10 protein-coding genes are annotated in these 13,993 nt (G+C 57.3%); 8 read left to right on the plus strand and 2 right to left on the minus strand.

Annotation, left to right across the window (positions count from 1 at the left end; translation table 11 throughout):
• Positions 1–43 precede the first annotated feature (43 nt).
• On the minus strand, positions 44–520 hold the full coding sequence (locus NTX17_05375) for a transcriptional repressor (protein MCX5800801.1): 477 nt from the start codon (positions 518–520) through the stop codon (positions 44–46).
• A 290-nt stretch (positions 521–810) separates the two neighbouring features.
• On the opposite strand from NTX17_05375, the gene NTX17_05380 reads away from it, so the two are divergent.
• The 4 genes from NTX17_05380 to NTX17_05395 all read left to right on the plus strand — a co-directional run bounded on the left by NTX17_05380 (position 811) and on the right by NTX17_05395 (position 8,414).
• Entirely contained in the window at positions 811–2,484 is a 1,674-nt protein-coding gene (locus NTX17_05380) for a 2-oxoacid:acceptor oxidoreductase subunit alpha (GenBank protein ID MCX5800802.1), read from the plus strand.
• Positions 2,471–3,331 (plus strand): thiamine pyrophosphate-dependent enzyme, encoded by an 861-nt coding sequence (locus NTX17_05385; GenBank protein MCX5800803.1) that lies wholly within the window; start codon positions 2,471–2,473, stop codon positions 3,329–3,331. The genes NTX17_05380 and NTX17_05385 overlap by 14 nt, the downstream gene beginning before the upstream one ends.
• Positions 3,332–3,480: 149 nt before the next feature.
• Positions 3,481–4,611: an aspartate--ammonia ligase gene (gene asnA / locus NTX17_05390; protein ID MCX5800804.1), complete on the plus strand. Its 1,131-nt coding sequence runs from the start codon at positions 3,481–3,483 to the stop codon at positions 4,609–4,611.
• A 368-nt stretch (positions 4,612–4,979) separates the two neighbouring features.
• Positions 4,980–8,414, plus strand: a complete 3,435-nt coding sequence (locus NTX17_05395) for a PDZ domain-containing protein (protein ID MCX5800805.1) — start codon at positions 4,980–4,982, stop codon at positions 8,412–8,414.
• Between the two features lie 153 nt (positions 8,415–8,567).
• Here the strand turns inward: NTX17_05395 and NTX17_05400 are convergent, their stop codons facing one another.
• Positions 8,568–8,915, minus strand: coding sequence for a cupin domain-containing protein (locus NTX17_05400; protein ID MCX5800806.1), 348 nt, complete (start codon positions 8,913–8,915; stop codon positions 8,568–8,570).
• Positions 8,916–9,147: 232 nt separating this feature from the next.
• Here NTX17_05400 and NTX17_05405 point away from each other — a divergent pair, with 232 nt between their 5' ends.
• From NTX17_05405 to NTX17_05420, 4 genes are all read left to right on the plus strand, one after another.
• A complete protein-coding gene (locus tag NTX17_05405) occupies positions 9,148–10,896 on the plus strand; it encodes an amidohydrolase (protein ID MCX5800807.1) in 1,749 nt (582 codons plus the stop codon).
• Positions 10,897–10,961: 65 nt separating this feature from the next.
• On the plus strand, positions 10,962–11,783 hold the full coding sequence (locus tag NTX17_05410; GenBank protein MCX5800808.1) for a kinase/pyrophosphorylase: 822 nt from the start codon (positions 10,962–10,964) through the stop codon (positions 11,781–11,783).
• Positions 11,784–11,908: 125 nt separating this feature from the next.
• Complete coding sequence (locus tag NTX17_05415; protein MCX5800809.1) at positions 11,909–13,027, plus strand: hypothetical protein; 1,119 nt, start codon at positions 11,909–11,911, stop codon at positions 13,025–13,027.
• A 56-nt stretch (positions 13,028–13,083) separates the two neighbouring features.
• Positions 13,084–13,959 carry a DMT family transporter gene (locus tag NTX17_05420; GenBank protein ID MCX5800810.1) on the plus strand — a complete coding sequence of 292 codons (876 nt, stop codon included), beginning with the start codon at positions 13,084–13,086 and terminating at the stop codon, positions 13,957–13,959.
• Positions 13,960–13,993: the final 34 nt, after the last annotated feature.

Consider the following 13,993-nt stretch of genomic DNA (forward strand, 5'->3'; position numbering starts at 1 on the left):
CTCCGGCTGTTTCCGATCCCCTCGATTCCGCCTGATTCGTCGCCTATTGATGTATCTTGTCCCGTTTCCGGGAGTACCTCTTGTCCTCCCCGGCCGGCGCCTCAGACTTTGTCCGAAAAGCGATCTTCTTTCTCTTGCACTGCGGACATAGGCCGATGAACTCGATTCGATGGCCCATTATCTCGAAATCGGTTACCCCCTTGGTAACGTCTTCTACTCCGATCAGTCTCTTAACGTGCAAGTCCGCGACCCTGCCGCACCTCAGGCAGCGCATGTGATAGTGGTTGTTGGCATTGCCGTCGAAGCGCCTCTGCGTGCCTGAAATCTCAAGCTTCTGTATGAGGCCGTCCCTGGCCAGACGCTCGAGGTTTCTGTATACGGTGCCCATGCTGATTCGGGGGAGTCTTCGCCGAACCATATTATAAAGCTCATCGGCGCTCGGATGGCAAGTCACTTTTCGGAGCTCCTCCAGAACGATGCGGCGTTGTTTCGTGTTCCTTGTCCTCGAGGGTGACCTCATGATGTGTAGCACACATCCTTTCTGGTATTAGTAACTATTATCAATAATATGATATGACCGCTTTCTTGTCAAGCGCTATCTTTGCGCGACCCGTCAGCGGTAGGAGCGGATGCCGTTGCCGGCGATCGGAGCCCGCCTATGTTCGCGAATCACGGCCAGGCATCGATGATACAGCGAAGTGATACGCGTACTGCAGAACGCCGGCCCACCTGGTGCACTGCGAGGGTGCGTCTTTTGCGGTTGCGGCGAGAACCGAGAATGGCTAACATACCCGTAGAGGAGTCCGGAAAATGAGCGACCTTTCTGTGTTGATTGCGGGAAAAGCGGGAGACGGCATAAATCAGGCGGGCCTTCTCCTCTCCAGGCTGTTGAGCGAACTTGGCCACCGCATCTACATGTCCCTTGACTATCAGTCGTTGATAAGGGGCGGGCACAATTTCTCGGTGATCAGAGCGTCACGCAACCCGATCTCTGCGTGCAGAGACAAGATCGATTTTCTCCTCGCGCTCAATCAGGACGGCATTGATCTACATACACGGAAGCTCACGGATTCGTCTCGCGTAATCTACGATTCTGACTCTGTGAAACCGGGCGCGATGAAGAACGGCCGGCTTGGGCTTCCCCTCGCGAAGATAATGAAAGAGCAGGGCGCCGCTCCCATCATGCGGAATTCTTGTCTGATAGGCGCATTTTGCGGAAGAGTGGGAATCGAGTGGCAAGTTCTAGAGAAGGTGTTCAGGAAACATATTCCGAGGGAAATAGATCTTAATCTCGCGCTCGCTCGCGCGGGATTCGACAGCGCCGAGCCGATCATGCAATTGGAACCGCTCGACCAGACGCCGCTTCCCGTCTTCACGGGCAACGAAGCAATCGGTCTGGGCTTTATCAAGGCGGGGCTCAAGACATACGTCGCCTATCCCATGACGCCCTCCTCCAATCTCTTGCATTTTCTCGCGGACGTGGCAGAGGACTTCTCTTTGAAGGTGATCCATCCCGAAAGCGAAATCGCCGTGATACTGATGGCTCTGGGTTTCTCCTACGTGGGCGAGAAGGCGGCCGTCGGCACGTCGGGCGGTGGCTTCTGCCTCATGAATGAGGGCCTGAGCCTCTCCGGAATGGCCGAGCTGCCCGTAGTGATCGTCTTGGGGCAGAGGCCGGGGCCGAGCACGGGGCTCCCCACCTATACCTCGCAGACCGAGCTACACTTTGCGTTGAACGCCGGGCAGGGCGAGTTTGTGCGTTTCGTGGTCGCTCCCGGCGACGCCGAACAAGCCTTCTACTGGTCACAGGTGGCGCTCAACGTGTCCTGGAAATACCAGGTGCCCTCCATCATTCTCTCGGACAAGGAAATGGCCGAAGGTGCGTTCAGCTTTGACGTGGATTCTGTGAGGAACGTGGAAGAGCAGGGGCCGGTCCTCTGGGACAGGAAAGACGCCTACAAGAGGTACCTGGATACTGAGACCGGAATCTCTCCCCTGGCTTTCGTGCCGGACAAAGACGCGGTGATAAAGGTCAACAGCTACGAGCACGACGAATACGGAATCACAACCGAGGAGGCTCTGGCCACGAAGAAGATTCAGGAGAAGCGGCTTCGCAAAGAAACAGTCTTGTCTCAGGAGCTCGATGGCTACGAAACCGTGAGCATATACGGGAAGAGAGACTCCGCTACCGCGCTCCTGTGCTGGGGTTCCAACAAAGGAGTCTGCACCGAGGTTGGAGAAGATCTCGGCCTCAGGGTCGTACAGGTCCACGTATTCTCACCGTTTCCGGAAAGGAAACTGGGCGAGGCTCTCGAGGGCGTTACGAAAGTCATTTCCGTTGAGAATAACGCCACCGGTCAGCTTGCACGACTCGTCGGGAGTCACGGTTTTAGCGTGGACGAAAGAATCTCCAAGTATGATGGAAGATCTTTCTCCGTGGACGAGCTGAAGCGAGAGGTGGGAGATCTAAATGGCCCAGCTTGAACTGGCGACAAAAGCAAAGAACACGTGGTGTCCAGGGTGCGGCAACTTTGCGATCCTGACTTCCATAAAAGCCGTGCTCAAGGCCCTGGTCGATGAAGGCACTCCGTTAGAGAAAGTCGTGCTGGTCTCCGGAATCGGCTGCCACGCCAAGATCGTTGATTATGTAAACGTAAACAGTTTCTATTCCATTCACGGAAGAGTAGTCCCCGTTGCGGAAGCCATAAAGATCGCGAATCCGGACTTGACGGTCATCGGCTTCGCGGGCGACGGCGACGCGTACGGTGAAGGGCTGGAGCATCTCGTCTTTGCCGCCAAGAGAAACGTCGACATCACAATGGTAATCCACAACAACCGCGTCTACGGGCTTACCACCGGGCAATACACTCCCACGTCGCCTCAGGGTTTCAAGGGACGTTCCACGCCTAGAGGCGCCCTCGAAGTTCCGCTGAATCCTCTCGAACTCATGCTGGCGAGCGGCGCCACTTTTCTTGCGCGCGGCTACTCGCATGGCCTTGACTTGCTCAAGAGAGTCTTCAGGGAGGCGATCTCTCACAAGGGATTTGCGCTGGTAGACGTACTCCAGGTGTGCGTCACGTTCTTCAATATGTATGAGAACTACAACCAGAGGGTGTACGAACTGAAAGAGCACGACCCGACCGACTACGGTCAGGTGTCGGCTAAGATCAGGGAATGGGACTACAATTCTGATGCGCCCATTGCCGCGGGAGTCCTGTACAGGAAACTCGCCCCCACTTTTGAAGAGAAATTCCGGAAACCTGCTATGGACCCAGCGGATCGAAACAAGAAGCTGGACGAATTGCTCAGACCCGAGCGCACCACGGCTTGACGCGGGAAGCTGCGACCTGCCGTCCCCCCAGAATCCGGTTGCCATTTCGGCGGCCACGTGGTACCCTAATTTGTTTTGTGAAAGCTCTCGGTGCGCACCAATTCACCGTAGCGCAGCAAGAATCCACCCAAGAATCAGGAGCGACGACGATGTCAGATAAGAAAGCAGACCTCGCTGGACCCGGTATCAGCACGTACGAGGAAGTCGAGAAAATCCTGCCGAGCGGCTACAAGTCTATCCTCGATCCCAAGGAGACGCAGATCGCCCTCCACGCGCTGAAGCGATACATCGAGGACAACATGAACAAGGGGCTGAACCTGTTTCACGTAGAGGTGCCGCTCATTGTGGACTTCGATAGCGGGATCAACGACTATCTTGACCGCGACGGTTCTCGAACCCCCGTGGAATTTCCTTGCGGGCTTGGGCTCGACAAGCCAATCAGGGCCCAGGTTGTGCAGGCTGCGACCAAGTGGAAGCGGTTGGCACTCCGGGAGTTCGGCTGCAAGGTGGGCGAGGGGATCAACACCGACATGCGCGCGGTGCGCAAGGACTATTTCCTCGACCACGATCACAGCTCGTACGTCGACCAGTGGGACTGGGAAAAAGTGATCACGGCGGAGCAGCGCAATCTGAACTTTCTAAAAGAGACAGTCCGGACGCTATGGAAAGTTCTGGTCGGGGCCGAGAAGATGGTCCAAGGCATGTTCCCGAAGCTGAAGGACCCGCGCTATCCGAACCTGCCCGAGGAGCTCAAATTCCTCCACGCAGAGGACATTCTCGCCATGTATCCCGACCTGCCGCGCAAGCAGCGCGAGACAAAGCTCATCTCGGAGCACTATCCGGCAGTATTCATCATCGGTATCGGCTGGGTTCTCGCGGATGGCTACCCGCACGAGATGCGGGCGGCAGACTACGACGACTGGGTGACGCCGACGGTATCTGAAGACGGTAAGCCGATGCACGGGCTCAACGGCGACATCCTCGTTTGGAACCCGGTGACCAAGCGCCGCCACGAGCTCACGTCCATGGGAATCCGCGTTACGAAAGAAACCCTGAAACAGCAGCTCAAACTCAGCGGGCAGCTCGATTTCTTGAAACTTCCGTATCACCAGGCGATCCTGAACGACCAGATTCCGCTCAGCATCGGCGGCGGGATAGGCCAGTCGCGGACGACCATGCTACTGCTGAGGAAGGCGCATCTCGGCGAAGTCAGCGTCACCGTGTGGCCCAAGACACTCAAGGAGATTTGTAGAAAGAAGAACATCGTGGTTCTTGAGTGAGAGTGGAGAGTTTCGTCGAGAGCGGAGGCTGGTGAGGCTACAGTCATCGGTGGCGCGGCGCCTCTGCAATCCCTGACGTGACAGTTAGTTACATGATTTGTCAGCCGCCGCGACCCTTGTCGCGCCGTGGCTGCAGGATCCGGGAATAGTTCTATGTCCGCCCGCCGGGCAGCCCGCAGTCAACCGGCCCCCGGGAAACCGCTACTACCCTTGTTGATCAAGCGATTCCCATTTGGTAAGCGAGTTCCATTTAGAGCGAACCTTATCTTTTTTCTCACGTATTATACTGAGAAGACCGCAAGGGATGTGTCGCTCGTCGCGAGTTGTCTTTCAAGTTGTCTTGACTGTTTGTCCCAGGAGGTAGAAGCATGCTGCGAAGGCCACTCTGTGTTTTTGCATCCTTGTTCGTCGCCGCACTTTCCATGACGGCTTCGTTGGCGACCGAATCCTTCGCCGTGGAGCCGCACGCAGGAATGCTGCGGTTCCCCGCCGTGAGTGCCACACATATCGCGTTTGCCTATGCCAACGACCTGTGGCTCGTGCCCAAGGACGGCGGAGTGGCCACGCCACTGGCAAGCCCTCCTGGGCAGGAAACCTTTCCCAGGTTCAGTCCCGACGGCAAGACGATAGCGTTTGTCGGCAACTACGACGGCAACTACGACGTCTATACGATCCCCGTTTCGGGCGGCGTGCCCTTCCGGGTCACACATCATCCTTCCCGTGAGATTCTGACGGGATGGGCCTCCGGCGACCGTCTGATCTACTACGCAGGTGCAGTGAAGGACTACCCGCGTGAATACGAGCTTTTCACGGTTTCGGCAAAGGGCGGTCTTCCGGAGAAACTCCCCGTCCCTTACGGTTCCAACGGAAGCATAAGCACCGACGGCAAGTGGTTGGCCTACACGCCCTTCACGGCAGACAATCGAACCTGGAAGCGGTACCGCGGCGGCATGGCCTCGGACGTCTGGCTCTTCAATCTGACCGGCCACACTTCCAAGAAGATCACGGATTGGGAAGGCACTGATTCACAGCCTATGTGGCAGGGGGATCGCGTCTACTACATGTCTGATGAGGGAGAGAGTCACCGTCTCAACATTTGGGTCTACGACACCAAGACCGGCCAACGCAGGCAGGTCACATATTACAAAGACTTTGACGTGAAGTGGCCTTCGATCGGACCGGGCTCCGACGGTCAAGGAGAAATCGTTTTTCAGCTTGGCCCCGACCTCTGCCTCCTGGACGTCGGCACCGAAAAAGCACAGGTCGTGAAAGTCACGATTCCTGGAGACAGACCCAAGCTTCGTCCGCAGTTGTTTGATGCAAAGGACGTCATCGCCGACGGCGACATATCCTCCACCGGAAAGAGGGTCGTCCTCGAAGCCAGGGGCGACGTGTGGACGCTTCCCGCGAAAAACGGCTCGACGCTCAACCTCACCAGGACGAGCGGCTCTGCCGAGCGATTCCCCACGTGGAGTCCGGACGGGCAATGGGTCGCCTACTTTTCCGACGCCACCGGCGAATACGAGCTCTATGTCACGCAGTCGGACGGCGCGGGCAAACCGCGCCAGCTCACGAAATTCGACAAAGGCTTTTACTTCGCACCGGTTTGGTCACCGGATTCAAAGTGGATCTCCTTCTGGGATCAAGTCGGAAACCTGTACCTCCAGAACGTGGACACCGGGGAGACCAGGTCGGTTGACCACTATCCCGGCATGGGCTCGGAGTATTCGCGCGTCAGCTGGTCGAGCGACTCGAAGTGGATTGCATATTCCATCAGCAAGTCCCTTGGAATGCCGGACCGCATCTGGCTCTACGACATTGCCAAGAAAGAAAGGCACCAGGTTACCAGTGGCATGTTCAATGACTCGTGGCCGACCTTCGACCGCGAGGGCAAGTACCTTTTCTTCAGGAGCAACCGCGACTTCTCCTCGCCCACTTACGAGGACTACGGCACCACGTGGGTGTATTCAGAGACGGGCCGTCTCTACGTCGTCCCGCTGACAAGCGTCACGGCTTCTCCCTTCGCGCCTAAGAGCGACGACGAGAAGTGGGGCAAGGATAAGGACAAGAAGGACGCCGGCGCTTCGAAAGAAAAGGACAAGACCAAGGATGGCGAGGGCAAAGACGTCACGAAAGACAAGGACAAGGGTAAGGAAAAGGGTGAGGGAGATTCCGGTGACAAAGAGAAAGCGCCGGAGCCCGTGAAGATTGACCTCGAGGGCTTTGAGCACAGGGCAATAGCGCTTCCCGTCGAACCAGGGAATTTCTCGACGCTCTGCGTGAACAACGAAGGGAAGCTCGTGTACGCTCGGAATTTTCCACAAGCCAGCGACGAAGAAGAGCCTTCCCGCAGACCAGCGAACTCTGTGATTCACGTATTCGACCTGAATGAGGAGAAGGAGGAGGACAGAGAGAAGACGGTCCTGTCAGGAGTGCAGGGCTTCACGATGTCCAGCGACGGCAAGAAACTCTTGGTCTTCGGCAAGGGCGACGTCATGGCCATAGTGGATGCAAAGCCTGACCAGAAGATGGAATCCACGATCTCTACGGACGGGATGTCGGTTGAAATAGACCCGCGTGCAGAATGGCGGCAGGTATTTATGGACTCCTGGCGTATCGAGCGGGATTTCTTCTACGATCCAAACATGCAAGGCATAGATTGGACGGCCGTACGCGACCAGTACGTCAAGATGCTCGATGATTGCTCCTCGCGGGAGGACGTGAGCTACGTCATCGGAGAGATGATCGCTGAGCTCAACGTGGGGCACGCCTACTATTTCGGAGCAAACACAGATAAGGCGCCCAGCGTGGCGGTGGGCATGCTCGGATGCGATTTCGAACTCGACGCCGGCGCCTATCGCATTTCTAGAATTCTGGAAGGTGCTCCGTGGGACGAAGACTCCAGGGGTCCCCTGAGTCAACCCGGAGTCGAGGTGAAGGTCGGGGATTACCTACTCGCAGTGAACGGTGTTCCCATTGACGCCGCCAAAGATCCATGGGCGGCCTTCCAGGGGATGGTTGGACGTACTGTTCGTCTGACGGTGAGCGCGGAGCCCAAGATCACCGAAAAGGCACGTCAGGTTCTCGTCAAACTGATGGACAGCGAGCGAGAGCTTCGCTACAGAGCTTGGATTGAGAAGAACCGCGCCTACGTTGACAAGAGTACGGACGGCAAGGTGGGCTACATCTACGTCCCCGACACGGGCGTTCTCGGTCAGAACGAGTTGGTTCGCCAGTTCGTCGGTCAGCTTGACAAACAGGCGCTCATCATTGACGAGCGTTGGAACGGGGGAGGGCAGATCCCCACGCGTTTCGTTGAACTCCTGAATCGACCCATCGCAAATTACTGGGCGGCTAGAACCAAGGGAGAAAACATGGTGTGGCCCCCGGACGCTCACCACGGGCCAAAATGCATGTTGATAAACGGCGAGGCCGGATCCGGCGGTGATTACTTCCCGTATTGGTTCCGCAAGGCCGGAGTGGGCAAGCTAATAGGCAGGCGCACGTGGGGCGGTCTCATCGGAATGAGCGGCAACCCCGCCCTCATTGACGGGCAGTCGGTGACCGTTCCCAGATTTGCGTTCTATGAGAACGATGGGACATGGGGTGTCGAAGGCAATGGTGTCGAGCCGGACATCGAGGTCATTGACGATCCGGCTTTGATGGTCGGCGGGAAGGATCCGCAACTCGATGCCGGGATTGACCTGATGCTGAAAGAGATAGCGGAGCATCCGTATCGTCCCGTCCCGAGGCCGTCCTATCCGGATCGAAGCGGCATGGGAATCAGCGAAGAGAACAAGTAGATTGTGCGCGGAGCGCACAGGAGGCGGGGCGAAATTCAGGGCCGCGCATAAGCAAGCGGCCGTGCGGAATTCGGAGCCGTGCGTAGGCAAGCGGCGGCGATGGATGCAGCAAGCAGTCACAATGGAGAGAGGGGCAATTGCCCCTCTCTCTGTCTATGACCTGATCATCGTCAGGATCATCTTGAATTTCTCTATCGCCTTGAGCGAATGCGGCTCGTTGGCCGGCATGATTGTCACTTCTCCTGCCTTCACGCGCAGGGGCTTGCCGGAGATGACGACCTCCGCTTCACCGTCGATGACCTGTACCAGCGCGTCGAACGGCGCCGTGTGTTCGCTCAGCCCCTGTCCCGCATCGAACGCAAACAGAGTCACGGTCCCCGTCTTCCTGTTGACGACCGTTTTGCTGACGACGGCCCCGTTCTGGTATTGGACCAGGCCGGAGACCTCAGCCGCCTGCGCCATGAGTTCTTTGGCGCTCGTTTCCTTTGCCTCGTGCTCCATGTATGTACCTCCACGTTGGTCAGAGAGACTTGTACTTTATACTAACCCTCGCGTCATTGCCTGGCAACAGGTGAAAACTCGTGTTGAGATCCTGGAAATCAGCTTTCCTCATCCGAATATTTGGCTGGATTGCACGGCGCCACTCTGATAAGGATTACTTCCGAAGAGCGTGATGCTTTCCAGAGGCACGTTTCCATGGTGCTTGGCGCTGCACACGAAAGCGGCAGCATTTATGATTAGATTGCCAGTGATTGGGTGTGGGCTTCCTTTGGTCGTGGGTTCGATGCTTATGATTTTGTCACATACGGCGATTTGCGGGCAGGTGACGCCGGCGAGCCTCGTCTTGGTCAACGGAAAGATTGTGACAGTCGATGACAGTCTGCCCGAGGCTCAGGCCGTGGCCATTCAAGGCGACACTGTCGTGGCAGTGGGGAGCAACCACGCAATCAGGCCCTACTGCGGCCCCAGAACGAGAATGATCGATCTCCAAGGCGACCTGGCAGTGCCCGGCTTCATAGAGGGGCACGGGCATTTTCTCGATCTCGGCCTTTCGAAGATCGAACTGGACCTGACTAAGACAAGAAACTGGGGCGCCATTGTGCGCAGGGTGGAAGAAGCGGCCAAGAAGGCGAAACCAGGTGAGTGGATAGTCGGTCGAGGATGGCACCAAGAGAAGTGGGACACGATTCCGGAGCCCAACGTCGAGGGCTATCCGACTCACGACTTGCTGAGCAAGGCGGCCCCCGGGAATCCGGTGCTGTTGAGGCACGCCAACGGGCACGTCGTCTTGGTCAACGTCAGGGCCATGGAACACGTCGGAATCACAAAGTCAACGCCAGATCCTCCTGGCGGGAGGATTCTCAGATTTCCGGCCGGCAGCCCCACGGGCATCTTCCTCGAGACGGCCGGGGACGTATTCCGGAAGGCCTCGGATGAGGATAAGGCCAAACGCGGCTCGAGGACGATCGAAGAAGACAGACGAGCGGCGATCGCCTTGGCAACGCGAGAATGTCTGTCCAAGGGAATCACAAGTTTTCAGGACGCCGGCGCCACGTTCGACCTACTCGAGCTGTATAAGAAGCTCGCGGGGGAAGGAAAGCTCGGGGTCCGGCTCTGGGTGATGATCGACGAAGACAACGGTCGCCTCGAGGAATGTCTTCCCGGGTACAGGATCATCGGCCTAGAAGGTGGGATGCTCACCGTGCGCGCCATCAAACGGTTGATGGACGGCGCCCTGGGTTCTCACAGCGCCTGGCTTCTGGAGCCATATTCAGACCTCCCAGGCTGCACCGGTCTAAACACGATCTCTATAGAATCTCTCAGGGAAACTGCCCGACTGGCGCTCGAAAACGGTTTCCAGCTTTGTACTCATGCAATTGGAGACCGCGCCAACAGAGAAGTCCTCGATGTCTACGAGCACGTGTTCAAAGAGCATCCGGAAAGCGACGACTTGCGGTGGCGAATCGAACACGCGCAGCACGTCGCTCCCTCGGATGTCCCCAGATTCGGCAAGCTGGGCGTCATTGCGGCAATGCAATCTGTCCACTGCACGTCTGACGGATCGTGGGTGATGGAGAGAATAGGGGAGAAGAGAACGCGGGAGGGTGCGTACGTCTGGCAGAAGCTGATAAGGTCCGGAGCGATAGTCGCCAACGGTACTGACGCGCCGGTCGAAGACGTAGATCCCATCGCGAATTTCTATGCTGCCGTTACGCGTAGATTGCCGGACGGCACGCTTTTCTATCCCGACGAGCGAATGACCCGCGAGCAGGCGTTGAGATCCTCCACGATGAATTGCGCCTACGCCGCCTTTGAAGAGGGCACGAAGGGCTCGATCACGCCGGGAAAGTTGGCCGACATTGTCGTGTTGTCCAAAGACATCATGACCGTCCCTGAAGAGGAGATCCTCGACACAAAGGTGGTCTGCACGATACTCGGCGGAAGAGTCGTCTATCAGTCAGGAGCTTCGTACGAGCGGTAGGTTCTCGGGGCGGATTCGCCAGTGTCCGTTGCTGAGGCCGCGCGAGCAGGATTGGAGGCACCGGCATGTATCGTGTCTTTGTTGTGTCGGACGGTACCGGAGGGACGGCAGAACGCGCGCTGAATGCGGCCCTCACGCAGTTCCAGGGTGTGAACATAGAGATTGAGGTGCGCTCGGCCGTCAGGATGGAGCAGCAGGTACGTGATGCGGTGGAAGAAGCGGCGCGAGTCGGAGGTTTCATCGTACACACGCTGGTTTCGAACGATCTTCGAAGGGTGATGCTGCGCGCGGGGCGTCTGCACAACGTAGAAACAATCGACCTGATGGGTCCGTTGTTGTCGCGGCTGTCTCATCAACTCGCCGTCTCGCCGGTAGAGAAGCCGGGACTCTTTCAACAGTTGAACGAGGACTACTTCCGTCGCATCGAGACAATGGAGTTTGCGTTTCGGCATGACGACGGGCAACACATCGAGGACGTGCCGCACGCCGAGATAGTCATTGTGGGAGTGTCGCGGACTTTCAAGACTCCGCTCAGTGTCTATCTGGCGTTCAAGCGCTGGCTCGTCGCCAACGTACCAATCGTGCTTGATATAGAGCCGCCGCCCATCCTTTCCGAGTTGCCTCCCGGACACGTAGTGGGTCTCACTTCGAACGTGGATTCGCTTGCCGTATTGCGCCGCGTCCGACTCAGATACCTGGGTGGAGTCCCCACGGAATACGCCGACCAGGAATACGTACGTCGTGAAGTCGTATACGCGTTGAGAATTTTCGAGAAGCACAATTGGCCGGTCATTGACGTGACTGGAAAACCCATCGAGGAAATCGCCTCCGAGATTGTGTCTCTCGTGAGGCATACGCACGCAGGCGATCCTGCGGGGGGCAGCTAGGCGGGTGCAGCGAAAATGCCACGATGACGGCGGACGAGAATTGGTTTATCATCACGGCGGGAAAGACACTAAGAGACGGTGGAGAGGATACTGACGGGAAGGAATCCTAACAGGAGGGAGAAGTCATGCCCAACGCGTTCAAAAGCCAATCCAGACTGTGTCTGGTAATTCTCACTACGGCAGTCGTCCTGGCGCTGGTGACTTACGGTGCGGTGCGCGCAGACGTCACCGTACAGAGACTGGCGAAGTCAAACGGTTTCGGCGGATTCGGAGCCTCTGAGACTGTCGAGAAGTTGATGATCTCGGGAGACAAGGAATGCACGAAAGGGATCACCAAGTACTCGGGCAAGCTCTCCAGCCTGATGAATCGGGGCGCCAAGGAGGCGACTTCCATCACTCGATTGGACAAAGAACTCATCTGGACCATAGACCATGAGAAGAAGACGTACACGGAGCTCACCTTTGCGCAGATGCGACAGATGATGCAGTCGTCGGCAGAGCGACTGAGCCGAATGAATGCAGATTCGTTGCGCAGAGCCGTGCAGCAGTTCGACTCCACGGTTGACGTGAAGAGGACCGGCGAGAAAAGGACCGTCGCCGGACTGGAATGTGAACGAGTGATTGTCACCATGCGGGGCGTAAGTGTGGACGGCGCCGGCAACGTAGCCGACACCACCTGGGTCAAGAACGACGCCTGGATGGCCCCGATCAACAAGGTGCCCGCGGAACTGCGCGGTTTCGACGCAAAGATGGCGGAGAAGATGGGACTTACTGAGGGCGGAGCGATGGCCGGTTTGTTGAGCCAATATGCGGATGCCTTCAAGAAGGTGAAGGAGAAACTCGAAGATCTCAACGGATATCCCGTCGCCTCGACTCTCTCTATTACGACAACCACGCACGCTCAAGAGAAGGCAAGTGCGCAAGAGGGAGTTTCTGCACAGGCGGAGATGACGGAATCAGGTGAAGAGGCGGAGGCAGGAAAGGTAAAGTCGATAACTGAGGCGCGGGACGTGAAGTCGGCGCTCGGCAGTCTGTTCAAGAAGAAAGCCAAGGATGAAGTGAAGAAGAAGCAAGAAGAAAAAGAAAAGCAGAAATTGGAAATGGCACAGGCTCAGACTGGTCCGAAGACTGTCCTGGAGGTGATCACCGAGACGCAGAGTATCGAGACCTCGGGCATCGATCCTTCCGTTTTTGAGATTCCGGCAGGATACAAGAAAGTGGAAATGCCCGGCATGGAGAAATGAGATCGGCGGGCGTTCTCGGGGTGTGAACTGGACCTGATGTTTCATGGGTGAACCACGTGGGTGAATTCTACGCACTTATGACCGCGGTGGTGTGGGCCGCCGCGGTCATCTACTTAAAGTGGTCGGGAGAGACCATCCCGCCATTCGCGCTCAACGTATTCAGAGTGGTGGTCTCGACGGCGGCTCTTCTCCTGACGCTCGCGGTGTCGGGGCAGGAGGTGCTGCGCGAGGCACCTCTCAAGGACTATCTCATCCTCTTTGCGAGCGGGGTGATCGCAATCGCGATCTCCGACACGCTCTTTCTCATGGCTTTGAATCGGGTTGGGGCGGGGATCATGGCCATCGTAGATTGCCTGTACGCGCCCTTTGTAGTCCTGTTTGCCTTCTTTCTTCTCGGTGAAGAGCTCGGGGCGTGGCAGTTTGCGGGGATGGCGCTGGTCATCACCGGTGCGCTTGTCGCGGCCCGCCACGAGCCACCTGCAGGCACACCGGCTAAACAGATTGTGATTGGAAGTCTCTACGGATTTCTTTCGATGGCCACAGTTGCGCTCGGAATCGTCATCGCCAAACCGGTGCTGAACGACTCACCGGTTCTCTGGGCGACGACAATGCGACAAGTCGGCGCGCTCGTCGTGCTGGTTCCCGTCGCATTGCTGGTGCCGGGTCGCGCCAAGATATTTTCGTTGTTCCGGCCGGCGCGGAATTGGAAGTACTCGGTGCCGGGAACGTTCCTCGGCTCGTACTTCGCGCTCATATTTTGGGTCGCCGGGATGAAATACACGTCGGCGGGTCCTGCGGCGATCCTCAACCAGACCAGCTCCATCTACGTCCTCATTCTTGCCTCTGTTTTTCTTAAGGAACCCTTCACCTCGCGAAAAGTGATCGCCTCCGTGCTCGCAATAGCGGGAATCGTCATGGTAACGTTGGGGTAGGGGGATGCGATGATGAATTTGCTCCGGCGAGACG

It is taken from the genome of Candidatus Eisenbacteria bacterium (assembly GCA_026388185.1).
In the GTDB taxonomy this organism is placed as follows: Bacteria; Eisenbacteria; RBG-16-71-46; order JAFGJU01; family JAFGJU01; genus JAPLKG01.

Excerpts from the sequence above, each read along its gene's own strand:
- NTX17_05375 (MCX5800801.1), bottom strand. The coding sequence starts at position 520 with ATGAGGTCACCCTCGAGGACAAGGAACACGAAACAACGCCGCATCGTT.
- NTX17_05380 (MCX5800802.1), top strand. The coding sequence starts at position 811 with ATGAGCGACCTTTCTGTGTTGATTGCGGGAAAAGCGGGAGACGGCATA.
- NTX17_05385 (MCX5800803.1), top strand. The coding sequence starts at position 2,471 with ATGGCCCAGCTTGAACTGGCGACAAAAGCAAAGAACACGTGGTGTCCA.
- asnA (MCX5800804.1), top strand. The coding sequence starts at position 3,481 with ATGTCAGATAAGAAAGCAGACCTCGCTGGACCCGGTATCAGCACGTAC.
- NTX17_05395 (MCX5800805.1), top strand. The coding sequence starts at position 4,980 with ATGCTGCGAAGGCCACTCTGTGTTTTTGCATCCTTGTTCGTCGCCGCA.
- NTX17_05400 (MCX5800806.1), bottom strand. The coding sequence starts at position 8,915 with ATGGAGCACGAGGCAAAGGAAACGAGCGCCAAAGAACTCATGGCGCAG.
- NTX17_05405 (MCX5800807.1), top strand. The coding sequence starts at position 9,148 with ATGATTAGATTGCCAGTGATTGGGTGTGGGCTTCCTTTGGTCGTGGGT.
- NTX17_05410 (MCX5800808.1), top strand. The coding sequence starts at position 10,962 with ATGTATCGTGTCTTTGTTGTGTCGGACGGTACCGGAGGGACGGCAGAA.
- NTX17_05415 (MCX5800809.1), top strand. The coding sequence starts at position 11,909 with ATGCCCAACGCGTTCAAAAGCCAATCCAGACTGTGTCTGGTAATTCTC.